The sequence below is a fragment of the Streptomyces davaonensis JCM 4913 genome, assembly GCF_000349325.1.
GTDB classification, from domain to species: Bacteria; Actinomycetota; Actinomycetes; order Streptomycetales; family Streptomycetaceae; genus Streptomyces; species Streptomyces davaonensis.
The window spans coordinates 4,571,582-4,597,441 of record NC_020504.1; the positions used below are offsets into that span (position 1 = coordinate 4,571,582).

At 71.6% G+C, this 25,860-nt stretch carries 20 protein-coding genes and 1 tRNA gene; 13 read left to right on the forward strand and 8 right to left on the reverse strand.

Translation table 11 applies throughout. From position 1 onward, the window contains the following. Nucleotides 1-209: 209 nt before the first annotated feature. A complete protein-coding gene (locus tag BN159_RS20070) occupies nucleotides 210-5,723 on the reverse strand; it encodes an AAA domain-containing protein (protein WP_015658821.1) in 5,514 nt (1,837 codons plus the stop codon). 86 nt (nucleotides 5,724-5,809) lie between these two features. Between BN159_RS20070 and BN159_RS20075 the strand changes: the two genes are divergently transcribed. Continuing rightward, nucleotides 5,810-6,640, forward strand: a complete 831-nt coding sequence (locus BN159_RS20075; protein ID WP_015658822.1) for a hypothetical protein — start codon at nucleotides 5,810-5,812, stop codon at nucleotides 6,638-6,640. A gap of 4 nt (nucleotides 6,641-6,644) precedes the next feature. Here the strand turns inward: BN159_RS20075 and BN159_RS20080 are convergent, their stop codons facing one another. The 4 genes from BN159_RS20080 to BN159_RS20095 form a co-directional block, all read right to left on the reverse strand. Continuing rightward, entirely contained in the window at nucleotides 6,645-7,586 is a 942-nt protein-coding gene (locus BN159_RS20080; protein ID WP_015658823.1) for a DMT family transporter, read from the reverse strand. 114 nt (nucleotides 7,587-7,700) lie between these two features. Beyond that, nucleotides 7,701-8,198 (reverse strand): YbaK/EbsC family protein, encoded by a 498-nt coding sequence (locus tag BN159_RS20085; protein WP_015658824.1) that lies wholly within the window; start codon nucleotides 8,196-8,198, stop codon nucleotides 7,701-7,703. Continuing rightward, nucleotides 8,195-10,189, reverse strand: coding sequence for a class II fructose-bisphosphate aldolase (locus BN159_RS42870; protein WP_015658825.1), 1,995 nt, complete (start codon nucleotides 10,187-10,189; stop codon nucleotides 8,195-8,197). Before BN159_RS42870 ends, BN159_RS20085 begins: the two co-directional genes overlap by 4 nt. Next, complete coding sequence (locus tag BN159_RS20095) at nucleotides 10,186-11,631, reverse strand: PLP-dependent aminotransferase family protein (protein WP_015658826.1); 1,446 nt, start codon at nucleotides 11,629-11,631, stop codon at nucleotides 10,186-10,188. Before BN159_RS20095 ends, BN159_RS42870 begins: the two co-directional genes overlap by 4 nt. Nucleotides 11,632-12,207: 576 nt before the next feature. Between BN159_RS20095 and BN159_RS20100 the strand changes: the two genes are divergently transcribed. The 12 genes from BN159_RS20100 to BN159_RS20155 are packed head-to-tail and all read left to right on the forward strand — an operon-like array spanning nucleotide 12,208 to nucleotide 22,603. Next, nucleotides 12,208-12,732, forward strand: coding sequence for a thiamine pyrophosphate-binding protein (locus tag BN159_RS20100; RefSeq protein WP_015658827.1), 525 nt, complete (start codon nucleotides 12,208-12,210; stop codon nucleotides 12,730-12,732). Between the two features lie 2 nt (nucleotides 12,733-12,734). Beyond that, the gene (locus BN159_RS42875) at nucleotides 12,735-13,307 is read left to right on the forward strand and encodes a thiamine pyrophosphate-dependent enzyme (RefSeq protein ID WP_015658828.1); all 573 of its coding nucleotides are present in this window, start codon (nucleotides 12,735-12,737) and stop codon (nucleotides 13,305-13,307) included. Continuing rightward, complete coding sequence (locus BN159_RS20110; protein WP_015658829.1) at nucleotides 13,304-14,341, forward strand: beta/alpha barrel domain-containing protein; 1,038 nt, start codon at nucleotides 13,304-13,306, stop codon at nucleotides 14,339-14,341. Before BN159_RS42875 ends, BN159_RS20110 begins: the two co-directional genes overlap by 4 nt. Continuing rightward, entirely contained in the window at nucleotides 14,338-15,273 is a 936-nt protein-coding gene (locus BN159_RS20115; protein WP_015658830.1) for an isocitrate lyase/phosphoenolpyruvate mutase family protein, read from the forward strand. Before BN159_RS20110 ends, BN159_RS20115 begins: the two co-directional genes overlap by 4 nt. Next, nucleotides 15,270-16,391 (forward strand): phosphoenolpyruvate carboxykinase (ATP), encoded by a 1,122-nt coding sequence (locus BN159_RS42880; protein WP_015658831.1) that lies wholly within the window; start codon nucleotides 15,270-15,272, stop codon nucleotides 16,389-16,391. Before BN159_RS20115 ends, BN159_RS42880 begins: the two co-directional genes overlap by 4 nt. Next, nucleotides 16,388-16,852 (forward strand): YjbQ family protein, encoded by a 465-nt coding sequence (locus BN159_RS20125; RefSeq protein WP_015658832.1) that lies wholly within the window; start codon nucleotides 16,388-16,390, stop codon nucleotides 16,850-16,852. The genes BN159_RS42880 and BN159_RS20125 overlap by 4 nt, the downstream gene beginning before the upstream one ends. Beyond that, nucleotides 16,849-17,991, forward strand: a complete 1,143-nt coding sequence (locus BN159_RS20130; protein WP_015658833.1) for a pyridoxal-phosphate-dependent aminotransferase family protein — start codon at nucleotides 16,849-16,851, stop codon at nucleotides 17,989-17,991. The genes BN159_RS20125 and BN159_RS20130 overlap by 4 nt, the downstream gene beginning before the upstream one ends. Further along, nucleotides 17,991-18,296: a glutaredoxin domain-containing protein gene (locus tag BN159_RS20135; protein WP_015658834.1), complete on the forward strand. Its 306-nt coding sequence runs from the start codon at nucleotides 17,991-17,993 to the stop codon at nucleotides 18,294-18,296. Before BN159_RS20130 ends, BN159_RS20135 begins: the two co-directional genes overlap by 1 nt. Next, nucleotides 18,293-19,495 (forward strand): ATP-grasp domain-containing protein, encoded by a 1,203-nt coding sequence (locus BN159_RS20140; protein ID WP_015658835.1) that lies wholly within the window; start codon nucleotides 18,293-18,295, stop codon nucleotides 19,493-19,495. Before BN159_RS20135 ends, BN159_RS20140 begins: the two co-directional genes overlap by 4 nt. 20 nt (nucleotides 19,496-19,515) lie before the next feature. Further along, the gene (locus BN159_RS42885; RefSeq protein ID WP_157901108.1) at nucleotides 19,516-20,181 is read left to right on the forward strand and encodes a metallophosphoesterase family protein; all 666 of its coding nucleotides are present in this window, start codon (nucleotides 19,516-19,518) and stop codon (nucleotides 20,179-20,181) included. 29 nt (nucleotides 20,182-20,210) lie between these two features. Then, nucleotides 20,211-21,368, forward strand: a complete 1,158-nt coding sequence (locus BN159_RS20150) for an ATP-grasp domain-containing protein (protein WP_051113523.1) — start codon at nucleotides 20,211-20,213, stop codon at nucleotides 21,366-21,368. Beyond that, nucleotides 21,365-22,603 carry an MFS transporter gene (locus tag BN159_RS20155; protein WP_015658838.1) on the forward strand — a complete coding sequence of 413 codons (1,239 nt, stop codon included), beginning with the start codon at nucleotides 21,365-21,367 and terminating at the stop codon, nucleotides 22,601-22,603. Before BN159_RS20150 ends, BN159_RS20155 begins: the two co-directional genes overlap by 4 nt. Nucleotides 22,604-22,663: 60 nt before the next feature. On the opposite strand, the gene BN159_RS20160 is transcribed toward BN159_RS20155, so the two are convergent. The 3 genes from BN159_RS20160 to BN159_RS20170 form a co-directional block, all read right to left on the reverse strand. Further along, nucleotides 22,664-22,740, reverse strand: a tRNA-Thr gene (locus BN159_RS20160). Between the two features lie 119 nt (nucleotides 22,741-22,859). After that, nucleotides 22,860-24,446: an alpha/beta hydrolase gene (locus BN159_RS20165; RefSeq protein ID WP_015658839.1), complete on the reverse strand. Its 1,587-nt coding sequence runs from the start codon at nucleotides 24,444-24,446 to the stop codon at nucleotides 22,860-22,862. 130 nt (nucleotides 24,447-24,576) lie between these two features. Further along, the gene (locus BN159_RS20170; protein WP_015658840.1) at nucleotides 24,577-25,782 is read right to left on the reverse strand and encodes a DNA polymerase III subunit delta'; all 1,206 of its coding nucleotides are present in this window, start codon (nucleotides 25,780-25,782) and stop codon (nucleotides 24,577-24,579) included. Nucleotides 25,783-25,860: the final 78 nt, after the last annotated feature.

Consider the following 25,860-nt stretch of genomic DNA (forward strand, 5'->3'; position numbering starts at 1 on the left):
TGGCCACATGTTAGCGATCCGTTGGTGCGGCCTGATGGGATCACCTCATCGGATCCGGCCCGACGGTGCGCGCGTAAGACGCGTTGCTCGGGGGAGTGTTACCGCCTTGCCGGATCCGCGGACGCAACGGGTCCCGGCCGGCCGAGGTGACCGACCGGGACCCGCGTCCACCTCTCCTCGGCCGCGGAAGGCCGACTCCCCGGGGTCGCTCAGTCCTGGATGTACCGGACGATGACCTGCATGCGGGTACCCCACTCCGTCTGCCAGCTCACCTCGTCCCCGACCTCTCGCCACATGAGCGCCTTCCCCAGGGAGGTGTCGGGGCTCAACCGCTCCGCCTCGTCACCGGCGAGCATCGCGATCTCGTACGTCATGATGCCGGGGTCGTCCGGGTCCTCGACCCCGACGAGGCATCCAGGGACCACCATCGCCCCGCCGGTCAGGGAGGAGTCCGGGATCACCCGGTCGAGCACGGCACGCAGCTGGCTGCGCCGCTCCTGAAGGGCCTCGCGCCGCCGGTCGTGGTCGGCCAGCTGGGCCTTCCGCGACGACGAGTCCACGGCCACGATCTCCGGAAGCGGCTGATCCAGTTCGTCCTGCACCCGCTGAAGCTCGCGCTGCACGCGCCGATGGGCGGCGACGCTGAGCCGGTCGACCCGCAGACGCGGGGCGGACCCGGCGCTCCGGGTCGGGGTCGGCTGAGCCGGTACCGCCGGAAGACTCCGCGCCGGGGCTGCCGCTTCAGCCGCCGGCCGCGCCCGCAGCAGTTCCGTCGTACGGCCGTCCGCGGCACCGGAGCTGCCGGGGGCATGGTGTCGCGCCAGACCCACCCGACCGCTGTCTCCCAGGACCGGTACGTCGACATGGGCAATGGCGGCGCGGATCATGGCCTGCACCTCGGCGTGGGCGACCCGCACGACAGCGTGCCCCTCGCGCAGGATGTCCACGGCATCGACCTCGGGGAAGCCCGGCGCACCGGCTCCCGCCAGAAACCGTGCGGCCTTGGGCAGCGTGGCCCGCATGCTGAACGCGTGCTGGGCCGCATTGACCTCGTCGCGGTGCAGCCGCGCGACAGTCACGAACTGAGGCTGTTCTTCGTCCGTGCCGTGCACGGGCTGGGGCGGGACCACGGGTCGGGGCTGAGACACGGGCCGGGGCTCAGGCCGGGGCCGGGTGTCGTCTCGCTCGGCGTCCGGGGCAGCAGAGGCAACGGGTACGGCGCTTTCGGCACCGGTCGGCTCCGCGCGACCGTCCTCCGCGCCCCCACCCGCCGGCGAGTGCGCCGCCGACTCGATGCCGAGTCGCTCCAGCTCCGCCCACAACGGCTCAAGTGCCCGCTCCGGATCGAGGAAGAAGCGGCTGCCCCGGATCCGGACGAACGTCCAGCCCACCCGCTCCAGTTCGCGCTGGCGTGCCGCGTCCGCGTCGGCGTTCTCCTCGGTGTGGAAGGCGTCGCCGTCGCACTCCACGGCAAGACGTCGCGTGCCGCCCTCCACGACGAGGTCGATGCGGTAGCGGCCGGCCGGATACTGCGGCCGCACCCGGTAGCCACGGGCCCGCAGGGCCAGATACACGCGCTGCTCGAAGAGGCTGTCGAAGGATTCGTGCGGAACGTCCGGCCGGACCTCACCGAGTCCGAGCCCGTCCTGCTCCTCGGCCGGGCGGGAGAACCAGTCCAGATAGGCGCGCCGCAGATCGGTCTCGCCCAGTTCGGTGCGGGTGAAGCTGTGGAACAGCCACACCTGGTCGCGGGCGCGGGATGCGGCCACATTGAGGTGCTGCCGGTTCAGGGAACTGCTGAAGTGGCCGCTCCGGCGCGGCCCGTCGGGGCCGGTGAGCGACACGACCGTACTGATGAAGACGATGTCGCGCTCGTCGCCCTGGAACTCCTCGGCGTTGCCCACCCGCAGGTGCCGGCGCTGTCGCTCGTCCAGCGGGATCCGGTCGGCCAGCAGGTCCTCGACGAGGTACTTCTGGCCCGTCCCGAGCAAGGTGATCACCCCCATGGTGCGCCCCGCGTAGGCGGGATCGGCGATGCACCGGGCGACCTCCGCCACCAGCCGCTCCGCCTCGGGCCGGTTGATCTGTTTCTGTCCGCTGCCCTCGACATAGCCGTCGGCCACGTGGACCGGGCGCAGCGGCGGCAGCCGGTGGGCGCCGTACTGCCGCAGCGGCTGGAGCCGGCCGCCGTAGCAGTGCTCGTTGGAGAAGCCGATGATCTCCGGCATGCACCGGAAGTGCTCCTGAAGCATCAGCTTGCCGCGGCCTCCGGCCAGACCGGAGGCGATGTCGAAGAGGCTGGCGGTCGGATTGAACAAGTTACGTCGGGCAGCGGGCAGTTCGGCCAGGAGGCGGCTCTGGAGCGCGAACTGCTCGTCGTGGTCCACGCCCACCTGCGCGGGGCTGACCTGCTGGTCGTCACCGACCACGATGACCTTCACACCCAGCCAGGCGAGCAGCAGCGCCTCGGGGCCTGACTGGCTGGCCTCGTCGACGATCACCACGTCGAAGCGCCCGGACCGGTCCATCGGCACGGTCTCGGTCACCTGGTGCAGCGGCATGATCCACGCGGGCACCGCCGCCTGGCTGGCCTGGAGGCTCTCCCGGGCTTGCCTGCGGTACTTGGCCGCGTACTTCCCGGTGCCCTTGCCCAGCCTGCGCACGTTCTGCTGATACGAGTTCAGGGCCACGGCCTGGTCGTCCGTGAGCCGGGACAGACAGCTGAACCAGGCTTTGTCGGCCGCCAGCCGTTCCAGGCCGATCCGGATCTCGGCGTCCGCCTCGGCGAGCAGTCGCAGCTGCCGGACCTCTGCCTCCGGGTCGGTCAGCTCCTTCATACGGTCGTGCCAGACCGACCAGGCCCACGCGCCCTCGAAGTCCGCGAGGCGGGTGTCCCAGGCGTCGTCCTCGGGCCTGGACTCCAAGCCGTCCGCGAGGTCCGGGAGTTCGGCCGCGACCAGCCGGTAGGCGTCATCGCAGGCCTTCTTGCGCGACAGTGCCTCCCGCAGGTCGTCCAGGTCGTTGACCGCCGCGCCGTAGGCCGCCGGATCGCGGGACTCGACCGCGGCGCGGGCCTGCTCCAGGGCCGGCGAGGCACCCCTGCGGTGGGCTGCGGCGCGCAGTACCCGCAGGGTGTCGTCGATCAGGGCGCGGGCGGGGTCGGCGGCCCGGCGTGCCGCTCGGGCTCGCAGCACACTTCGGACCGTGTCGGCCTGGTCCTGGTCGCCCCAGTCGACCCCGGCAAGACCCGGCACGGTGCGACCGGCGTCGGCGATGGCGTGCCGCGAGTCCGCCAGGGCGGTCAGGGCGGTGAGGGTGGCGACGTCCTGGCGCAGGCGGGCGGTGCGGCGGGTGGTGGCCTGCCATGCGTCGTCGGGGCCTGCTCCCCACTCCCGCTCGATGTCCTGGAGATGCCGTTCCAGGGTGACGCGGTGCAGTACGGCGGACGCGGCGGCCGCCGTCTCCACGGCACGCCCGTCGACCCGCACGGTCTCGGGGAAGGCGCCGACCGCCTTCCGCAGCTTGGTCTTCATGCCCAGGGCCCCGCGCAGCTTCTCGCCGGACGCCAGCCCGTCCCGGAGGGTGCCGGCCAGGCCGAGCGCCGTCGGCACGTCGTACGCCTCGAGGCCGGTGACCAACGCCGAGCCCAGGGCCCGCTCCGCCTCCTCGATCGCGGTCAGGGCCGCGGCGGTGCGCTCGTGCCGACTGCGCGCCCCGAAGTCCTGCCCCGCGAGGATCTCGGCGCGCAGCCCGGCCCAGACCGTCGGCATCGAGGCGGCCGTACGGGCCGCGGCGGTGAAGTCGTCGAGCACGGCGGCAAGTCGGTCCTGCTGCACCGCGGTGAGCACGGACACGGCGTCGTCGGCACGGGAGGCGAAGCCGCCCTGCCGGAGCGCGGCGAGGTCGGCCTCCGCCGCCTCGATGGTCCCGACCGCCTCGGCGAAAGCGGGTGCCGTCGGCAGCTGTCCCGCATCGGGCAGCGCGGCACTGACCGACGCCGCGAGAGCACGGTGCCGTTCGGTGAAGGCGAGCGCGGCCCGGCGCAGGCCTGTGAGAGCCTCGGCGTCCAGCGTCGGGGCGTCGGCGGGGACCGAGCCGATCCAGGCGAACCGCGGCTGCCCCTCGGCGAGTTGCTGGGCGATCCGGGTCAGCGTCCCCTCGTAATCGCCGATCTCGGCCGGATGGTGGTACGTCTCCTGTTCCCGCAGCGCACGCAGCGCCTTCAAGGCGAGTGCCTGCGCGGACCGGGCGGACCTGAGGCGCTCCTCGTGTTCCTGGATGCGCCGCCGGTGCGCCCGCGCGGAGAAGGTTCCCTGCCGGTCGAGGATGGCCTTGACGGAGTGCTCAAGCTCCAGTTGCCCGGCCCCGTCGTCGGTACGGCTCACGCACAACTCACGGATGCCGACGGGGAGTTTGCCCTTCAGGACCTTCAGAGCGCGCGCGGTGTGACTGGTGATCAGCACCCGGTTGCCGCGCGCGAGAAGGTCGGTGACCAGGTTGGCGATGGTGTGCGTCTTGCCCGTGCCCGGCGGTCCCTGGACCACCACGAGGTCCCGGTCCCGCAGCCGCTCGGCGATGGTGCGCTGCTCGTCGTTGGAGGGCAGCGCGAAGTACAGCTCCGGCTGCGGGCCGACGGTGTCCTTGCCGCCCGGCTCCCCCAGCGGCCGGTCGCCGCCCGCACCGGCGATCGCCCGCAACAGGGTGGTGGGCTCGGCCCCCTGCTCGATGGACAGGGCAACGGCGCGCAGCGCTTCGAGCATGCTGCGCCGGGTGCGCTCCCTGAGCAGCAGCACCGGCGCGAAGCCGACGATCGGTACGGCGGGGTCCCCCGCTGCCCGGTGCGGCTTCGGCGCGGGGTCGTAACGGCCCGCCTCGTGGGCCGCGATGGTCCAGGTGGTGAGGGCCCGGTGCAGCTGGTCGGCGAGCTCCGGAACGGTGGTGTCGCCGGCGGCTTCCAGCTCCTGGCGGATGCGGGCGCGGATGTCCGCCCGCGCCTTCTGTCCGGCGTCGAGCATGGACTCCTCCAGCACCGGGCTGCCGTGCTCGGGGTCCGGGCCGACGGTGATGGCACCGGTCTCGGGGTCGATGGTGATGACGGCCCGGCAGGTGACGAGATGACGGCGGATCGGCTCGCCCTGCGCCGACCAGGTCAGGTAGCCGAAGCCGACGACCAGTTCAAAGCTCTCGCCGAGTTCGGAGGCGTCCACGCACAGGCGATACAGGCGGTCGTAGGCCCGTACGACCGGCTTCATGGCACGGTCGCGTCGTGCCCACCCGTCCCATTCGCGGCACCATGCGCGGTACTGGGCGTACACGGTGTCCCGCTGGGGCGAGTCGGCCAGGGACACGGTGAGGTGCCCGGTGTGCGCGCTTCCCCCGGCGGAGATCTCGTCCGCCGGTATGTCTGCCTCGGCCCGCAGTTCGGGGTGCGCTTCCCTGGCCGAGTCGTGGATCTCCCGGCCGTCCAGCCAGTGGGCGAGCGGCAGCGGCGGAGCGGGCGGTTCGTGCCGTACGGGACGGTCGGCGCGCAGCCACAGGGGCGTTTCGCCGGGGACGGCTTCCGTGAGGAAGGAGCCGAACTGCGCGGGCAGGTCGGCGAACCACACGCGATGCCGGGCATCGTCGTGCGTCCGCACCGGCTTGGTGCGGCTCTCACCCACCTCCGCGAGATAGCGGAAGATGTGGCGTACGACATCGTCGGGCGTCACGGCGGATGCGGGCACGGGCCACCTCGCTGAACCGGTGTAACCAAATCATGGAGATATTGTGCGCATTGTATGTGCGACATCATCGTCCGGGAGGGGGAGCCATGGCGTTGGTCATGTGTCCGCTGTGCAGTGACGACGAGGACATCGAGGTGGTCCGGCCGCTCGACGGTGGACGCCGGACGGTGCGGCACCGGTGCGGGTACGAGTGGGAGCACCGGGAGCCCGTCGCCCCGCAGCGGAGTCAGGTCCACTCCTTCAGCGACCTCAAGGCCCGATTCCCGAAGCCCGAGGACGTCGATCCGGCGCGCCTGGCACGGGTGGCCAGGTTGAAGGCGCAGTACCTCGCGGACAAGCCGGGCTTCGACCCCGACGTGGCCGCCTACTGGTCGAAGTACCAGCAGGTGTTCTCGCCCGAGGGGCTGTGGACGTGCGACCCCCGAGTCCTCAAGGACTTCGCCAACTCCGAGGTCGGAGCGCGCCCCGGCAATCAGGCCACGTTCAACTCCGCGTGGAACGACATGGGCGACGCCGCGGCCGCGGAGGCGACCCGCAGAACGATCGAGTACCTGCTCCACGGACCTGCCGACGTTCCCCTCGAGGACCGGCTCCAGCAACTGCTCGCCGGCACCAAGCCGTTCGCCATGACCGGCTTCAAGGAAGCCCTTCTGACCAGGGCCCTGTGCGTGATGCACCCCGGCCGGTTCCTGACGATCCTCAAGTACACGACGGAGGCGGGCGGCAAGCGCGAGATCGCGCGGCTGGTCTACGGCCTGGAACTGCCGGCTCCCGAGTCGGTGAACTGGACCCTCGGCCGGCTCATCCTGTGGAGCAACGACCTCCTGCACACCCTCGTCGGCGACGGCTTCGCCAACCAGCAGCACTCCGCGGCGTTCCTGTGGTGGGCCAAGGACCGAGCCGAGGAGCTTCGGTAAGGACTCAGCGGACCGCGCGCTCCGCCTCGACGTCGACCGCCGCGTCCGGCACCACGACCGGCCGCGGCGCCGGGCGAGGCGCACCGTGCGCCGCCATGATCCCGGCGATGACCAGCACCGCCCCGAGCGGCTGTGTCCACGTCAGCCGCTCACCCAGCAGGACCACACCCGCCGTGACACCGACGACCGGGGTGAGATAGGTGACCGCGGAGGCGTTCACCGCGCCCCACGCCTGCACGATGTTGTTGTTCCACAGGTAGGCCAGGCCGGTACTCAAAGCGCCCAGAGCCAGCATGCTGAGCGCGATCGGCGCGTCGACGCGGGGCGTGGGCTCCGCGAGCCAGGGAGTGGCCGCCAGCATGATGACCGCGCCGATGGTGACCTGTACGAAGGCGACGCTGACCGCCGGCAGTCCGCGCGGGGCGATGAAACGGCGCAGGTAGACGAAGGCGACGCCGTAGCAGGCGGTTGCGCCGAGACAGGCGAACTCGGCCAGGAGATGGCCACCGCCGCCGGCCAGGCTCCCTGAGCCGATCAGCACCAGGACCCCGGCGAACCCCGCGAGCAGGCCCGCCGTACGGCGCCGGTCGAGCCGCTCGTCCGCCAGGGCCACCGTACCGACCGCGAGGGTCAGCAGCGGGGTGGTGGCGTTGAGGATGCTCGCCATGCCGGAGTCGAGGTGCTGCTCGGCCCAGGAGAAGAGCAGGAAGGGGACTACGCACAGCAGGACGGACACGACGGACAGCCGCAGCCAGAGCCCGGGATCCCGGGGGATCCTGCTGCGGGTCACCGCCATGACCGCGCAGAGCGCCAGCGCGCCCAGCACCAGTCGGCCCCAGACCACCTGAGCGGGTGTCAGCCCGTCCAGCGCGACCTTGATGAACAGGAAGCTCGAGCCCCACGCGCACGCCAGCGCGACGAACTGTGCCCCGATTCGCCCTCGCAAGCCGACGCACCCCCTTTTTTTCTTGTGTCGGTCCTGCTCCGTGTCGGTCCTGCTCCGTGTCGGTCCTGCTCCGTGTCGGTCCTGCTCCGTGTCGGTCCTGCTCCGTGTCGGTCCCTACTCCGCCGCGGCCGGAACCACCGGCACCGCGATGGGCGCCACCGCGGGCGCCACGATCCGTACGTAGTCCTCCGTGGCCATGACCACCGACCGGTCCAGCCGCCCCGCGTTGAAGGCGATCTCCTCGTGGGCCGCGAGGAACTCCGCGTCCACGACGACGGGGAGCGTGCCGGACAGCGACAGCGGCGGGATGGCGCCGACCACGCAGCCGGTGAGCTGCTCGGCCAGTTCCGACGGGGCGAACCCGCCCTTCTTGCCCTCGACCGCGGCGACGACCTTCTTCAGGTCCGCGCGCCGGTCGCCCGCGAGCACGGCCAGCACCGCCGGGGACTCGATCCCCTTCACCCGGCACACGAGCGCCTTCGCGCCCTGCGACACGGTCGTGCCGCGCACCGCGGACACCTCCTCGGAGCGTCCTTCGGCCGGGTGCTCGACCACGCGGTACCTGGCCTTCTCCCGGTCGAGAAGGTCGACGATCTGCTCAAAGGGACTCAACTGCGGCCTCCCTGGGCCTGTGCGGGCGTGCGGCCACGGAGCGGGGCCGCGTAGCACCGCTCCAGCCGGCTGACGAAGGTGTCGACGAAGGACGGCGGCGCATCGGTCCACGACCGCCAGTCACGTGTCGCCTCCGCAAGGTACGACATGCGCCGGACATGCTTCCAAGTCCCCTCACCCGTCGGCGAATTGACGTCACCGGCGAGATCCACGGCGAGATCCACGGGCAGTTGGGCGCGCAGCGCCTCCAGATAGTCGGCGTAGACACCGCTGCCGAAGTTCACGCGGGCAACCCCGTGCGCCGGCAGGGACGCGAGGTCGACCCTCGAGAGCGAGGTGCCACCGTGCACGACCAGAGCACGGCCGGTGCCCTCCAGGACGCCGGTGAGGGCCTGGACGAGCCCGTGGTCGATCGCCGCGTACCGGTGCTCGCGCGCGGGCTCGGTGGCGAAGACCTCGTCCCACAGTTCGGTCTTGCGCCGCGCCTTGGCCAGCCGCTGCTCCAGCCACTCCTTCTCCAAGGCGTCGAGCAGCGGCCGCTGGAAGACCGGGACACGGGTCCGCGCCTCGCGGAACACGGCGTCGAGCCGCGGCCCGGCGTCCGGCCCGTCCCCTTCCGTCGCGGCCCGGCGGGCCAACTCCGCCACCAGCCGGTGCTCGGCCGAGTAGCCGGGCAGCCCGGCGTCGTTGAGGTCCTGCTCGACGCGCGCGCAGGCCTCGGCGAAGGCGTGCAGGTCGTCGCCGGTGGCACGGTCGTCCAGCAGACCGACCTTGGCCAGCGACCGGCGGGTGGCGGCGAAGCCGTAGTCGAAACTGTGGAACTGGCCCACGTGCGCCCCGACCAGATCGAGATCCGTGTTCTCGACGAACCTGGTGAAGTCGCTCAGGGTCGTCTTGTTCCATTTGCGCAGCCCGGCCCCGTCGATGGAGCCGATCTCGCCCTCGACGAGGACGCCGTAGCGCCGGGCCAGTTCCGTGGCCGCGTTGGTGAACAGCACGTTCTGGTGGAGCGTACGGCCGGATCCGTCGACCATGACCGAGTCGAACCCGGCCTCGCAGGCGGCCTGGACCACCTCGTAGTCGTCCGCGTGGTCGAGGTGCAGCCGCAGCCGCGAGCCGAGCGCGGTGTTGAGCCGGTCGACGTCCTGCCGGAGCGTGCCGAAGACCTCGGCGACGGCGGCGACCGGACCCCGGCCCGCGCTGTCCGCGACGAACAGCAGGGCTTCCTGCGGCGAGATCTCGCAGTAGACCTCCCGCCGCGTGCGCGCCGAGAGCAGGGCGTACGGCAGCAGCATGGACGGGTGCTTCACGTTGAAGTTCGGCACGGTCCCCGTCCACCGGGCGGGGGGCGCCGCCGCTTCCCCGGCCGGCCGTGTGCCGGGCCGCCGGTTGCGCAGTTCCCAGTGGTATTCGCGCCGCACGCCCTGCACTTCGGCAAGGAAGTCGGGCAGGTCCGTGTCGCCGGGCGACAGGGTGCGCACCAACGGGCCGAGGGCGCGGGGGTCCAGAGCCCGGTGGTCCTCGACCATGAAGACCACGCCGAGCAGCGGGTCGTCGCGGCGCAGCGCCTCGGTGCGGCGAGCCGCCCAGGTCATCGCGGCCAGGCCGCTGACCGGGAGTTCCTCGCACACGAACGCCACCGACTGGGCGGCGAGCGTGTCGAGCACCCGCTCGCACGACAGCCGCTCGTCGGCGATGACGGTCCGCAGTCCGAGCCGCTCCAGCAGTGGCCGGGCCCACTCGGTGTGCCAGACCTCCGCACCGATCACGGCGTGCGGTGCGTCGGCGCGACGCGGCCGTACGGCGGCGCCCAGCACGCCGGGCGGCAGGGGAGGCCGGGGGATCAGGCGGGTCATCGGGCTCGCCGGGGCCGCAGCGCTCTTCCGGATCGCCGTACGCCCCGCGTCCGCAGCGCCCGCCGTGACCAACGCGCCCGCCGTGTCCGACGCGTTCGCCGTGTCCGACGCGTTCGCCGGAGTCGCCGTGCTCACCGGAACACCTCCCCCAGGAGACGGGCCGCGGCCGGCGAGTCGACGTAGGCGTCGAAGGAGTAGGCGAGCCGGTCCAAGGCGTGGTCCTGGAGGAGGTCGGCGACCTCGGCGCGGACCGTCGTGGGTTCGGCGCGGCGCAGCACCACCTTCGCCACCAGCCGGGCCACCTCGCGCATCTCCGCCTCGCGCAGCCCGCGCCTGGTCATCGCCTGGACGCCGAGCCTGAGGCCGTGCAGCCCATTGGCGCCCGGTACCTCGATGTTGGTGGTGCGGATACCGGCGTGCGCCAGGTCACCCAGGGACAGCCGCAGCGCGTCGGCGGCCGACCCGGTGATGACGTGCACCTGGTGGGTCTCGGTGAACCCGAAGGACTCCCCGGAGACCCGCACCCCCTCCTCGTGCAGGGCGTGCGCGAGGGCCTTGGAGTTGGCGAGGATCTGACGCGCGTAGTCGTGGCCGTAGAGGGCGATCTCGGACAGGGCCACGTACATGGGTGCGATCAGCTCGGCGTGCGAATTGCTCTGCATCTGTGGGCAGACCCAGTCCGACACCGCCCTGAGCTTCGGGTGGTCCGCGTCCCGGAAGGCGATGTACGCCTTCTGCGGCCCCGCGATGGTCTTGTGGGTGTTGCCGTGCACGGCGTCCGCGCCGAGCAACGTCGGCTGCGGCAGCGCCCCGCCGGCGATCAGGGCGCCGTCGTGGCTGGCGTCGTAGGCGAGGAAGACACCCTCGGGCAGCGCGGCCCTGATCTGGGCGAGCGGCTGCCAGCGCAGTTTGAACGACTGGTCGAGGATGACGAGCTTGATCTCCGGGTGCTCGGCGCACAGCGTGGCCAACCGGTCCACGTCGACGAGCAGGGTTCGGTCGACCATCGGCAGGTGGTAGGTGTTGACGCCGGCCGCGCCGGCCAGCGCCTCCAGGGCGAAGTGGCCACCGTCCTTGTGCGCGAAGTGCACGAAGCCGTCGCCGCGCCCGCAGGTACCCAGCAGCACGGCCTGCTCGGCGACCGAGCCGCCGTTGGGCCGCCAGTCGAAGGTGGCCGCCTCGAAGAGCTGCCGGCCGATCCCGGTCAGCTTCCCCACCAAGGACGCGTTCGCGCCGGAGTCCGGGAAGGCCCACTCGCCCGCCTCGGCCGGGTACGGCGGGGCGAACTCGTAGAAGCCGCCCTGTAGTCCGCTGCCGAGCATCCGTACCAGCTTGCTCGGGTAGTTCTCGCTGGCCGTGAGGCTCAGGTGCTGCTCACGGTAGGTGTTGTCGAGCACGAAGTCCGAGGCGAGCCGCTCCAGCAGGTGCGCCACCCGGTCGTCCGACCACACCGGGCCGAACTCGCCGCCGCTGTCACCCCCCGAGGCCTTTTCGATGATCCCCTCGGCCGCCACGACGGCCGCCTGTGCTTCGTCGTCGACGAGGCCGATACCACTGTCTTGTTCTGCCGCGCGCATGAATCAACCCCCGTTGCATGTCGGAGAGAACCGAAAAGAAAAGAATAGAGACGCCGGAAAAAGGGCGAAGCGAAGAGTTGGCACCCGCGCACGACACTGTGCGGGGCGATGCGCCGAGACGAGCCGAACGCCGCCATCAATGCTCTTCAGCGAGCCTCGCCGATTCCTCGGCCTCCTGAGGCAGCCACACGCCGATGGCGCCGAATGTACACGAGAAAGATCAACATCGGTCATCGAAATCCAGCCACCCCGAGCGTCGAATTCCGGCCTCCGTCACACCGCCGCCGGAGACGGCGCTGCTGGTCAAGCGGGCATCGGCACCAAATCCTCACGCTCACCGGCTTCAAACATCGAAATTCAGTCATCGCAGGGCTCAAATTGAATCAGCAACCACCCGCAAGATCACCGAACGCACGACATACCCGACTCGCCCCTTTCTGCAATTCACCTGCTCGCATACTGGAATGTCATTGCGGATTCCCCGGGACTTCATGCAAGATCCGCTCGGTCGGGGGGCACGGAGACGCTCCTCGTCGGGCGTGATCACGTCCGTGTTTCAAATAAGAAAGGTCATACGTGCTGCCTGAATCTTCGTCGGCGGCAGGACCCGGGACCAAAGTCGCAGAAACCTTGCTGAACGCCTTCGTAACCCGCGGGCATTCACACTTCACCGGCGTACCGTGTTCCCTGTTGAAGGGGTTCTTCCGACTACTCGAGGACCCCGACTGTCCGGCCGCGTACATACCCGCGCCGCGTGAGGACAGCGCCCTGGGAGTGGCCTCCGGCCTCGCTGTGGCGGGGGCCAGGCCCGTCGTTCTCATGCAGAACTCCGGCCTCGGCTACTCGCTCAACGTCCTCACCTCGTTCAACCTCATCTACGACGTCCACCTCCCGATCGTGGTCAGCTGGCGCGGTCACGACGGCAAGGACGCCGTCGAGCACGACGTCATCGGACGCGAACTCACCCGGCTGCTCGACGTGTTCGGGCTTCCCTGGACCGTGCTGGACAACGAGCACCCCGAGGACTCCGTGGCGGCGTTCCTCAAGCAGTACGACGCCGGGCGCAGCACCGCCGTTCTGATCGTCCGGGAAGGGATCTAGCGTTGCTGGACATCCGTGACGCCCTGGGCGCACTGCTGGAGCGCGAGTCCGCCGCCCTGACGGTGAGCACCTGCGGCTACATCACGCGCGACGTGTACAACATCCGCGATCGCGCCAACCACTTCTATCTCGTCGGCTCCATGGGCATGGCCGCGCCGATCGGGCTCGGCATCGCGCTGGCCCACCCGGACCGCCGGGTGCTGGTGCTGGACGGCGACGGCTCGTTCGCCATGAACCCGGGCTGTCTGCCGATGATCGCCGAGCACCGGCCGAATCTGATCCATGTCGTCCTCGACAACGGCGCCCACGAGAGCACCGGCGGCCAGCGCACCGCCGCCCTCGGCGACCCGGCGGCCATGGCTCTCGCGGCCGGTTACGCCGCCGCGCACACCGTGGACGATCTCGACCAGCTGGCCGCCCTGGACCTGACCGGCACGCCCACGCTGGTGCGGATCCGGTGCAGGCTGCGCAGCCACCCCGCGGGAAAGCGCGTGGAGCACACGCCCCAGGAGCTGGTGAAACGATTCCGCGCCCAACTGGCCGATCCGGCGGCGCATCTGGAAGGAGCCGTGTGAAACCCACCCTGCTCGACTGCACCCTGCGCGACGGCGGGAATCAGAACGACTGGCAGTTCACCGCCACCGACGTCCACACCATCGTGAGCACCCTGGACGCCGCCCGCATCGACGTCATCGAGGTCGGCTACCGCGGCGGCTCCGGGAGCAGGGCCAGCGCCACCGCGGGGCCCTCGGCGCACTGCACGCCCGAGTACCTCGCCGCGCTGCCGACCGTCTCGCACGCCGAGCTGGCCGTGATGGTCGTACCCACCGTGTGCCCGGTACGGGCCATGGACGACCTGCCCGACAGCCCGGTGTCCATGGTGCGCGTCGCCGCCTACCCGTGGAACATCGACGGGGTCCCGGAGTACGTCCGTGCCGTGCGGGCCCTCGGCCTCAAGGTCGGGGTCAACCTGATGGCCGTCAGCTACACCAACCAGGAGCAGCTGGCCGAGGTCGCCGCGGTCGTGGCATCGGAGGCACCGGACGTCTTCTACATCGCCGACTCCTTCGGCGCGCTCACTCCGGACGACGTACGCCGGCGGGTCGAGCTGCTGGCCGAGCGGCTGCCGACACCGCTCGGCATCCACGCCCACAACAACCTCGGCCTGGCCGCGGCCAACGCGGTCGCCGGCCTGGACGCGGGCGTGAGCTGGCTGGACGCCTCGCTCTGCGCCATGGCGCGGGGCGCCGGCAACCTCGCCACCGAGCAGGCCGCGGCCTTCCTCACCGCGTGGCCCAAGTACGACACCCACGCCGATCTGCCCCTGGTCTGCGAAGCCGCCGAGTACGTGGCCGAGCAGGTGCTGCCACGCCCCATGACGGTGCGCCGGGCCGAGATCGCGGCCGGCATCAACGACCACCACTTCTACTTCCAGGACCGCATCGAGAAGATCAGCGCCCACCACGGACTCGATCCCTGGGAGGTCGGGCGCAGGATCGGTGCGGCACGGCCGCGCAAGGTCCTCGACGAGACGGTCGAGGACGTGTGCCGAGAACTGGCCGGACAGACCGCCGACCAGACCGAACAGACAAACGGAGGGGACGCATGACCGGGAGCCGACCGCCCCAGCAGGAACCGAACGACCCGCCGACCGGCGCGGCACAGCGGCTGCGCTCGGCGCTCGCCGCACCGCGACTGACACGTGCCATGGGCTCGCACAGCCCGCTCAGCGCACGGCTCGCCGAGGAGGCCGGCTTCGACGTCGTCTGGTCCAGCGGGCTGGAGATCTCGGCCACGGCCGGCGTGCCCGACGCCAACATCCTCGCCCTGGGCGAATGCCTCGACGCGGCCGCCGGCCTCGCGGCCGCCGTGGACATCCCGGTCCTCGCGGACTGCGACTCCGGGTTCGGCAACGTCAACAACGTCATCCACATGGTGCGCTCCTACGAGGCGCGCGGCGTGGCCGGCGTGTGCATCGAGGACAAGCAGTTCCCCAAGCTCAACAGCTTCATCGAGGGCAACCAGGACCTCGCCCCGCTGGACGACTTCGCGGGCAAGATCCGGGCCGCCACGGAGACGCGTACCGACATGGTCGTGGTCGCCCGGCTGGAGGCGCTGATCTCCGGGCAGGGCATGGCGGAGGCACTGCGCCGGGCCGACGTGTACGAGCGGGCCGGGGCGGACGCCCTGCTCATCCACTCCAAGCGCAAGGACCCCGAGGAGGTCTTCGCCTTCCGCGAGGCCTACCACGGCGGACTCCCGGTGATCGTCGTGCCGACCACGTACAACCAGGTCACCGTCGAGGAACTGGAGCAGCGCGGCTTCGCCATGGCGATCTACGCCAACCAGGCGCTGCGCAGCTCGATCCGGGCCATGCGGGAGACCCTCACCAAGATCATGCGGGACGGCACCACGCTGAACGTGGAGCCCGAACTCGCCCCGCTCAAGGAGATCTTCGACCTGCAGCGCATGCCCCAGATGCTTCAGCAGCAGGAGCGCTACGAGTCCCTGGGACGCGAACTCGCGGAGGCCGCACAGTGACCAGCCCGACCGACTCCACCGCCCTGCGGCTGGACTTCCACGGCACCCACCTCGACCTGGAGGTGGCGCCCGGCGCCGACATCGACGACGCGCTCGCCTTCCTCGCCACCCATCTGGTCGCCGAGGAGGCCAAGCCCGGCGAGTACGACCGCGAGCCGGTCGCGACCCTGCGCGTCCACGCCCCTGACCCGGAGCGCCTCGCGCCGGTGGCCGGGACCGTGACGGAGGACATCTACCTCCGCAAGAGCGCCAGCGAGTTCTTCACCGTGCCGGCCCTGCGGGCCGTCGTGGACGGCCGCGAGTACCTGGAGTGCACCAAGACGGGCAGCCGCTTCGTCTTCGACCCCGCCACCCGCGTGATCGACGTGACGCTCGGGGCCGGCGGGCACATGGACCTCGTCGAGCTGGTGCGCGACCTGGTGCTGAAGCACCAGGAGAACACCGGCGCCGCGGTGCTGCACGCCACCGCCGCCTACCGGGACGGCGAGGTCGTACTGGTCACCGGCGCGAAGGGGGCCGGCAAGAGCACCGTGCTCCTGGAGCTGGTGGAGCACTTCGGCTATCAGGTGCTCAGCGGCGACAAGACCGTGCTGCACGAGCTGCCGGACGGCTCGGTCGTCGCGGCCGGCTGGCCCGACTACCCGCACCTCGGCTACGGCACCGTCGCCAAGTACCGGGGCCTGAAGGAGATCGCGGGCATCGGGGACGACTACGTGCCCGCCGAGGGCCACGCGTTCTCGCCCGTGGGGAAGTTCGCGGTGGACCCGCTGCCGTTCCGGGACCGCTTCCCGAGCGCCCCGGTCGGGGTGCGCGTGCCCGTCGCGGCGATCCTGCACCCGGCGATCGGCCCCGGCGAGCGCACCGTCGTCGAGCCGCTGACCGGCAGCCGCCAGGAGCACGCCGACGTCCTGCGCGCCAACGTGGAGTCGGCGTTCGACGGCGCCAACGCCGGCTGGCACCACTACCTCGAGGACGGCCGCGCCGCCCACGCCGCGCAGCGCGACCGCATCACCGACGCCCTGGCCGAACTGTCCGCCTGGACGCTGACCGGCCCGGGCGACCTGACGGCCGAGAACGTGCCGCCGACGATCGGCGGGCCCGCGGAGGCGGCCCGGTGATCGAACTGACGGTGGAGAGCACCGGCCTCAACTCGCACTACGACCTCACCGACCGGATCGCCGCCGCTCTCCAGGAGCACGGCACCGGCGACGGTCTGGCCGGAGTGTTCGCGCACGGCAGCACCATCGGGCTCACCGTGATGCGCTACGAACCGGGCGCCGTGCAGGACCTGTTGCGGACCCTGGAGCGGATCGCGCCGGAGTCCCCCGCCGACGGCAGCCGCTATCTGCACGAGCTGACCACCGCCGACCCCAACGGCTTCTCGCACCTGAAGTCGTCGCTGCTCGGCACCAGTCTCCTCGTCCCCTTCCGGGACGGCCGCCTCGCCATGTCGCCGAGCCACCGCGTGGTGCTCTTCGACTTCGATCTGAAGCCCGCCACCCGCCGCGTCTTCGTCGACGCTCCCCGGCCCGCGGCGACCGCCCCCCACACCGACGAGATCAAGGAGAACAGCCGGTGAAGCTGCGGCTGGCCACACCCGGCCCCACCGAGGTTCCGCAGCGCCTGCTGCTGGCCGGGGCCCGCGAGATCATCCACCACCGCTCCACCGAGATGGAGCAGCTGATCCACGAAATCAGCGGTGCCCTGCCCCCGCTGTTCGGCACCAGCTCCCCCGTGTACACCATCGCCTCCTCCGGGACCGGGGCGATGGAGGCCGCGGTCGCGGGCTGCTTCTCGGCCGGCGACGAGGTCCTGGTCGTCTCCAACGGCTACTTCGGCGAGCGCTTCCAGGCGATCTGCACGTCCTACGGACTCGTCGTACACGTCGTCGAGAGCGACTGGGGCACCAGCGCCGACCCCGAGCGGGTGGCCGCCGCCTACCGCGAACACCCGGAAATCAAGGGCGCGTTCGTCGTCTACAGCGAGACGTCCACCGGGGCGCTCAACGACGTCGAGGCGATCGGGCGGATCTTCCGCGACACCGACGTGGTCGTGGTCGTCGACGCCATCAGCGGACTGCTGGTGCACCCGCTGGAGATGGACGCGTGGGGCCTGGACGTGGTCCTCGCCGCGTCCCACAAGGGCTTCATGCTGCCGCCGGGGCTCGCCTTCGTCGCCCTCTCCGACAAGGCGTGGACGGCCGTGGAACGGTCCACCGGGCCGAACTACTACTGGTCGTTCAAGCGGCTGCGCCAGTTCTACCCGATGTCGTCCTCGTCTCCCGCGGTGTCCCTGCTGCTCGCTCTGCACGAGTCGCTGAAGATGCTGGACGAGGAGGGCATGGAGGCCTTCCGCAGGCGCCATGCCGTCCTCGGCAAGGCGGCCGAACGCGGCCTGCTGAAGCTCGGGTTCAGCACCTTCGTCCAGGCCCCGAACCGGCGCAGCCACGTCATCACCTCGGCCCTCGCGCCCGAGGGCATCGACACCGGTCAGCTGCTGAAGACGCTGTCCACCTCGTACGGCGTCACCATGACCGGCGGTCAGGCGCACCTCAAGGGCAAGCTCATCCGGGTCGGACACGTGGGCGCGGCCGACGCCCTCGACCTGAGCGGGATCTTCGGCGCCCTGGAAATGGCCCTGCTCGACCTGGGCCACACGTTCACGCCGGGCTCCGGCGTCGGCGAGATCATCCGTACGTTCCACGAGGAGGGCCGCTGATGCTCGTCCTGTTCCAGCGGGAGACCTGCCCCGACTGCAAGCCGGTGCGCGAGCTGCTCACCAAGCTCCAGATCTCCTACCTCAACATCAACGTGCCCAAGCCGCGCGAGGAGCGGCACGAGCTGATCCGCACCACGGGCAGCAAGTTCATCCCGGCCCTGGTCGACGGCGCCACCGTCATCCCGGGCAAGCTGCGGGAGAACGCGGACATCATCGCGTATCTCAAGGAGCGCTTCGGCGACCCGGACGAAGTGGCGCCTCGGGCGGACACCGCCGTGGACACCCAGCCGGAGCCCGTGGCATGACCTTCGGGCAGCAGGTGCCCGCGACACCGCGTATCGCGGTGCTCGCGGGCACCCCGCAACTGGTGCGCGCGGCCCGCACGTTGGGCATCGACACCGTCTTCGTGCACGACGCCGCGCGGCCGGCGCCGCCTGTCGCCGCGGAGGCCGACACGGCCCTCGCCGTGGACCTGGCGGACACCGACGCGCTGCACGCGGCCCTGGCGCCGCTGCACGCCGAACGCCCCTTCGGGCGGGTGCTGTCGCTCACCGAGCGCGGCCTGCTGCCCACGGCCGCGCTCGCCGAACGGCTCGGCCTGCCCGGGAACTCGCTGCACACCGTGGGCCTGCTCCAGGACAAGCAGCGTATGCGGGAGATCCTCAACGCCCGTGGCATCGGCCCGGTGCACACCGCCGCGCCGCGCGACGCGGCCGACCTCGCCGCGTTCTGCCGTACGACAGGCGGTCCGGTCATCCTCAAACCCGCGGCCGGCACCAGCAGTCAGGCCGTCTTCCGGGTGGCCGGGCCGCAGGCCGCCGAGGACGTCTGGCGGGCGTTCGAAGCGGCGGGCGGCACGCAGCCGATCGCCGAGGAGTACCTCGACGGCCCCGAAATCAGCGTGGAGAGCTTCTCCTACGACGGGAAGCACACCGTGCTCGCGGTGACCGACAAGCTGGTCGGTCCCGCGTTCGTGGAGACCGGGCACACCCAGCCGAGCGCCCTGCCCGCGCCCGTCCTGGCGGAGGTCGCCGCCCTCGTCCACGCCTTCCTGGACACCGTGGGACTGACGGAGGGACCGGCCCACACCGAGGTCAAGGTCACCGGGAAGGGCCCGCGCGTCCTGGAGTCGCACAACCGCATCGGCGGCGACAAGATCCGTGAACTGCTGCGCCGGGCCCATGGCCTGGACGTGGTGAGCCTCACCGCGGGCTGCCCGTTCGGTCTGCTGCGCCCGCCCGCCGGCCCACCCGTCGCCCGCCGGGGAGCGGCCATCCGCTTCCTGACTCCACCGCCCGGAACGGTCCGGCACATCGCCCTGCCCGACACCGGGGGCACCACCGCGGAGATCCAGCTGGACGTCGCGGTCGGCGACCTGGTCCGCCCGGTGCGCAGCTCGCAGGACCGCGCCGGACACATCATCACCGACGGCACGGACGCGGCCGACGCCGCCCGTGTCTGCGAGGAGTTGGCGGCCCGGGTGCGGATCGAAACGAGCGGGTGAGCGCGGTGCGCCATGCCGTGGTGACCGACATCCACGGGGACACAGCGCGGCTGCGAGCCGTTCTCGAGGGGATCCGTGCGCAGCGGGTGGAACGGGTGGTCTGCCTCGGCGACGTGTTCGAGTGCCGGGTCGGGAAACGGGAGGTGGCCGGGTACGAGTTCGGCGGCCGCCTGACCGACGTCTTCGACCCGGACCCCGAACTCGCCCGGCTCCTGCACGGGGTACGGCTGGTGCGGGGCAACCAGGAGGAGCGGATCCGCGCCCTGGTGCCCGACCACCACCTGCCCGACTGGACCCGCCCGCTGCTCGACGCCCCCTTGGAGCACCGCACCGACTTCGCCCTGTACTGCCACGGCCACCCGTTGCCGTGGCGTGAACTGGAACCGGGGCTGTGGTGCCCCGCCGAGGCGGACTTTCCCGGCCGGGCGCTGGTGCACGGACACCATCACCGCAGTGCCGTGTACCGCCTGCGGCCGGGCCCCAACGGCCGCCCGGTGCGGGTGGAACGCCTGCCCGTGCGGTTCGGGGAGCCGATCCCGCTCGCGCCGGACGGCCGCTACGTCGTCAACGTGGGCTCCGTCACCCGCTGCGCCCCGGACCGCGGCCCCTCCCCCGTCTGGGCCGTCGTCGACGAGGCCGCCGCCACCGTCACCTACCACCACGCACCGCATCCCACGGCCCCATGACCCACGGCCCCTCAACCCACGGAGAAGCAGTGACCCGGCAGGTACTCCTGCTCAACTCGGACAAGCCCGAGGTCCTCGAGGCCCTGGCCCGTCGCCCCGACGTGACCGTCCGCGTCATCACCCGCAAGGTGTACGCCGACCTGTACCGCAATCATGAGGTGGCGTACGTCGACAACTTCGCCGACCTGACACAGGTCGAGCAGGCGGCGTACGAACTCGCCGCACACGGCCCCGTCGACCACGTCATCGCAGCCACCGAGAAGAGCGTGCCGGCGGCCGGGCTGGTCCGCGTTCTGCTCGGCGTGCCCGGTCCGGGCTTCGACCAGTCCCTGTGGGGCGCCCACAAGCGGGCCATGAAGGACAGGCTGCGTGCCGCCGGCCTCCCGGTGACGGACTACGCCCAGGCCGCCACGGTCGACGAAGTGCCCCGGGCGGCGGAGCGGACCGGCTGGCCCGTCATGATCAAGCCGGTGTTCGGCGCCGCCTCGAAATGCACCTACCGCGTCGACTCCCCCGAGGAGTTCGCCGAGCGGCACCGGGCCGGCGACTTCGCCGACCTCGCGGGCAAGCGGCTGCCGGTCCAGGTGGAGCGCCTGGTGCGGTTCACGCACGAGTACCACTGCGACGGCGTCGTCCACGACGGCGAGGTGGCCCGCGCGGCCGTCTCCCGCTACTTCCTCCCGCCGCTTCGCGTCTCGCCGAACCTGAACAGCGGGTACGTCGCCGACCAGGCCGACCCGTTCTCGCGGGAGGTCCTGGACCTGCACCGCCGGGTGGTCGCCGCGCTCGGCCTGTCGGCCGGGGTCACACACCTGGAGGTGTTCCGAACCCAGGCGGGACCGGTCATCGGCGAAGTGGCCGTACGGCCGGGCGGCATGGGCATCTCCCGGATGTGGTGGCACGCCTTCGGGCTGGATTTGTGGGAGGAGTTCGTCCGGGTCTCGGCCGGTGAACAGCCCAGCCGCCCGGCCCGCGAACCGCACCCCGAGACGATCGGCCGTACCCGGCTGCCCGCGCTGCCCGGCCTGCGCGAGCGCGTACTGGCCCTGCCCGGCGTGCTGGAGGTGCTGACGCCCGAGGAGTGCGCCAGCCCGGGGCATCTGGAGGCGTACTTCAAGGCCGCGGACGAGACGGCAGCGGAGACGTTCATCGCGGGGCTGCACGAGTTGGCCGGGCCCGCGGCATGACCACCTCCGCCCCGGGCCGGGCGCGCGCCCTGCTCGACGCCGCTCTGCCCGCTCCCGGCGAACCCCGACTGCTCGCCCTGTCATGGCTGATCAAGACGGTCGGCAGCGGGCTCTATCTGACCACCAGCACCCTGTTCTTCACGCGGGTCGTCGGACTGCCCGTGCACCAGGTCGCCTCCGCGCTCACCGTCGCCGGGATCGCGGCGCTGGCCGGTGCCGTACCGCTGGGGAAGATGGCGGACCGGTTCGGCCCCCGGCCGACGTACACCGGCCTGCTCGGCGTCCAGTTCGCCACGATGGCCGCGCTGGCCTTCGCCCGTACGTTCCCGGTGTTCCTGGCACTGATCCTGGTCTTCCTCCTCGCCGAGCAGGGCAGCACCGCGGCCCGCGGCGCGCTGGTCGCCACGGTCGGGGAGGGCGTCGAACGGGTGCGGCTGCGGGCCTATCTGCGGGTGGTGACCAACGTCGGCGTCACGATCGGCGCGGCGGCCTCGGCGCTGGTCATCCAGGCCGACACCACGGCCGGGTACATGGCCTTGCTGTGGTGCACCGCGCTGACCTACCCGGCAGCGGCGGTGCCACTGCGGTGGCTGCGTGCACGGGAGTCCCGGCCCGCCGAGAAGGCGCCGCCCACCGGTTCCGGCTGGCAGGTCCTGCGCGACCGGCGCTACGCCGCCGTCACCCTGATCTGCGGTGTTCTGTCGCTCCAGGCGCAGGTGCTGTCCTTCGCCGTACCGCTGTGGGTACTGGGGCACACCGAGGCACCGCCGGTCCTGGTATCGGGCATCGTCGCCGTCAACACGGTGATGGTGATCTGTCTACAGATACGGTTCAGCCGCGGCGCCGAGGACGACCGTCGGGCCGCACGTATGTGCCGGGACTCGGGGATCGCCCTGTTCGCCGCGTGCGCGCTGGTGGCGTTCACCGGCGGGATGGACGGCCGGCCGGCGACGGTTCTGCTGCTTCTCTTCGCCGCCGCCCTCACCTTCGGCGAACTGTGGCTGTCGGCAGGCTCGTTCGGGCTGAGCTTCTCCCTCGCGCCGGACGGCATGCACGGCCAGTACCAGGGCTTCTTCTCCCTGGGCCGCGGCGCCGCGACCGCGGTGGCACCGGTGCTGATCGCGGTCCTCTGCCTCGGCGACCACCCGCGCGCGGGTTGGCTCGTGCTGGGCGCCCTGTTCGCCCTGGCGGGAGCGGCGGCTCCACTGGCACTGCGGGCGCCCGCACCGAGCTGACCAACCATCACCCGACCAACACAAAAGACCAGGCCAGAAAACATCTGACCTGGTCCCGAGTGGAGCCGCCTTCGGGATTCGAACCCGAGACCTACGCATTACGAGTGCGTTGCTCTGGCCATCTGAGCTAAGGCGGCGCGCTGTCCGCACTATGGTGCGATCAGCAACGTCGGTAAGTCTACACAGTTTCTGAGGGTGCTCCGTACCCGGCCCGGAGGGGGTCGTTCCGGAGCCGGGGGCAGGGGCTGTGCAGGGGCTATGAGCAGCGCTTTCGGTCCGTGGGAGGGGTGCCTCGGAGGAGGTAGGCGTTGATCGTGCGGTCGATGCAGTCGCTGCCGCGGCCGTACGCGGTGTGGCCGTCTCCCTCGTAGGTGAGCAGGCGGGCCGAGGTGAGCTGGGAGGCCAGGGCGCGGGCCCAGCGGTACGGGGTCGCCGGGTCGCGGGTGGTGCCGACCACGACGATCGGGGCCGCTCCCTGCGCCTCGATGCGGTGCGGCTCACCGGTGGCGGCCACCGGCCAGTACGCGCAGTTCAGGGACGCCCAGGCCAGGCCCTCGCCGAAGACGGGGGACGCCTTCTCGAAGGCGGGCAGCGCGTCCCGCACCTGTTCGGGGGTGTCGAAGGCGGCGGGGAGGTCCAGGCAGTTCACGGCGGCGTTGGCGAACATCAGGTTCGAGTAGCGGCCGTCCGCGTCCCGCTCGTAGTAGCTGTCCGCGAGGACCAGCAGTCCGGCGCCGTCGTTCTCCTTCATCGCCGTGGTCAGCGCCTCGCGCAGTTGCGCCCAGGCCGCCTCGTCGTACATCGCCGCGATCACGCCGATCGTGGCCAGGGACTCGCCGAGCTTGCGGCCGTCCGCGTCGCCCGTCGGGATCGGTTGGGCATCGAGCTTCTCGAAGAAGGCCTTGAGGTTGTCGCCGACCTTGTCCGCCTTCGTGCCCAGCGGGCAGTCCGGCTGCTGGACGCAGTCCCGCGCGAACGCCTTGAACGCCGTCTCGAACCCCGCAGTCTGGTCGAGGTTCAGCCGACGGGCGGGGAGTGAGGGGTCCATGGCGCCGTCCAGGACCAGGCGCCCGGCCCGCTGCGGGAACAGTCCCGCGTACGTCGCCCCGAGGAAGGTGCCGTACGACGCCCCCACATAGGTCAGCCGCTCGTCCCCCAGCACCGCGCGCAGGATGTCCATGTCCCGCGCCGCCTCGACGGTGGACACATGGCGCAGCAGCTCCGGCGAGTCCGCCCCGCAGCCCTCGGCGAGCTTCTTGTACGCGTCCACCAGCGCCGACTGCTCCGCCCCGTCGTCGGGTGTGAGATCGGTCTGGGTGTACGTGTCCATGTCCGGCCCGTCCAGGCATTCGACGGGTTCGCTGCGGGCGACGCCCCGCGGGTCGACGGCGACCATGTCGTAGCGGGCGCGGACCTCGGCCGGGTAGCCGATACCGGCGTACGCCTGGAGGTAGCCGACCGCCGAGCCTCCCGGCCCGCCCGGATTGACCAGCAGCGACCCGATCCGCTCGCCCGGTCCGGTGGCCTTCTTGCGGGCCACGGCCAGCCGGATGTCGCCCTCCTCCGGTTTCGCGTAGTCGAGCGGCGCCTTCAGCGTGGCGCACTGGAAGCCGGGGACTCCGCAGCTGCGCCAGGCCAGCTTCTGCCCGTAGTACGACGCGAGCGCGTCCGGCGTCGCCTGCGGCAGCGCGGCCAGGGCGGGCGCGGCCGCCGGGCTCGCGGAGGTGGTCGATCCGCCCGTGGAGCACGCGGAGACCACCAGCGCGGCCGTGGCGAGGAAGGCTCCCGCCGCGCGGGCTCGGCGGGGCTGGGCGGGGGTCGGGTGGGGGCGCCTGATGTGCATCAGGCGAGCGTAACTCTATGCAGCCGATTGGTTTCCCTCTGTGCACGATGCAGCTCGTACGGGTTACCCCGTCAGCCTTCTGTTGATCGCGGGGAGGACGGACTGATCGCGGGGAAGACGGCCTGTCGGCTCAGCCCGCTCTCAGCGCCATCGTCATCGCCTCCACCGCCAGCAGCGGCGCCACATTGCGGTCCAGGGCGTCCCGGCAGGCGGCGATGGCCTCGATACGGCGGAGTGTGGACTCGGGGGAGCTGCCCCGGGCCAGGCGGTCCAGGGTGTCCTCGGCGTCGGCGTTGGCGATCGCCACGCGGGAGCCGAGCTGGAGGGCCAGGACGTCGCGGTAGAAGGCGGTGAGGTCGGTCAGGGCGAGGTCGAGGCTGTCGCGCTGGGTCCGGGTGCGGCGGCGCTTCTGCTTGTCCTCCAGGTCCTTCATCACGCCCGCCGTACCGCGCGGGAGCCGGCCGCCCTGGGCCGCGCCGAGTGCCGCCTTCAGCTCCTCGGTCTCCTTGCCGTCCCGCTCCTCGGCAAGTTGTTTGGCGTCCTCGGCCGCCGCGTCGACGAGTTCCTGCGCGGCCCGGAGGCAGCCGCCGATGTCCTCGACCCGCAACGGCAGCTTCAGTACGGCGGCTCTGCGCTCACGGGCGGCCGGGTCGGTGGCGAGTCGGCGGGCCCGGTCGACGTGGCCCTGGGTGGCACGGGCCGCCGCGGCGGCGACCGCGGGTTCGATGCCTTCCCTGCGTACGAGCATGTCGGCGACCGCGTCGACCGAGGGCGTGCGCAGGTTCAGGTGACGGCAGCGGGAGCGGATCGTGGGCAGGACGTCCTCGATGGAGGGGGCGCACAGGAGCCAGACCGTGCGCGGGGCCGGTTCCTCCACCGCCTTCAGGACGGCGTTGGCCGACTTCTCGTTCAGGCGCTCGGCATCCTCGACGAGGATGACCTGCCAGCGGCCGTTGGCGGGTGAGGTGAACGACTTGCGGACGGTGTCCCGCATGTCGTCGGCGAGGATCTGGGTGCCCACGGCGGCGACGGTGGTGACGTCGGCGTGGGTGCCCACCAGGGCCGTATGGCAGCCGTCGCAGAAGCCGCAGCCGGGGGCTCCGCCGAGGGCGCGGTCGGGGCTGACGCACTGGAGGGCGGCGGCGAAGGCGCGGGCCGTCTGAGTGCGTCCGGAGCCGGGCGGGCCCGTGAACAGCCAGGCGTGAGTCATCTTCGACGCCTCGGGGGGCGGGGCGTCGGAGGCGGCCGCGGTGACCAGGGCGTCGGCGTCCCGGGCAGCGGCGGTGAGCTGCTCGCTCACCTTCTCCTGCCCCACCAGGTCATCCCACACGGTCATGACACACGCCGCCCTTCCGTCCACGTGCCGCGGTACGCCCTCCATTGTGAGGGGCGGCACTGACAACGAGGGCGGCGT

Coding starts and splice junctions, on each gene's coding strand:
- BN159_RS20075 (WP_015658822.1), top strand. CDS start 5,810: ATGGCGTTGGTCATGTGTCCGCTGTGCAGTGACGACGAGGACATCGAG.
- BN159_RS20095 (WP_015658826.1), bottom strand. CDS start 11,631: ATGCGCGCGGCAGAACAAGACAGTGGTATCGGCCTCGTCGACGACGAA.
- BN159_RS20115 (WP_015658830.1), top strand. CDS start 14,338: ATGACCGGGAGCCGACCGCCCCAGCAGGAACCGAACGACCCGCCGACC.
- BN159_RS20135 (WP_015658834.1), top strand. CDS start 17,991: ATGCTCGTCCTGTTCCAGCGGGAGACCTGCCCCGACTGCAAGCCGGTG.
- BN159_RS20140 (WP_015658835.1), top strand. CDS start 18,293: ATGACCTTCGGGCAGCAGGTGCCCGCGACACCGCGTATCGCGGTGCTC.
- BN159_RS20155 (WP_015658838.1), top strand. CDS start 21,365: ATGACCACCTCCGCCCCGGGCCGGGCGCGCGCCCTGCTCGACGCCGCT.
- BN159_RS20165 (WP_015658839.1), bottom strand. CDS start 24,446: ATGCACATCAGGCGCCCCCACCCGACCCCCGCCCAGCCCCGCCGAGCC.
- BN159_RS20170 (WP_015658840.1), bottom strand. CDS start 25,782: ATGACCGTGTGGGATGACCTGGTGGGGCAGGAGAAGGTGAGCGAGCAG.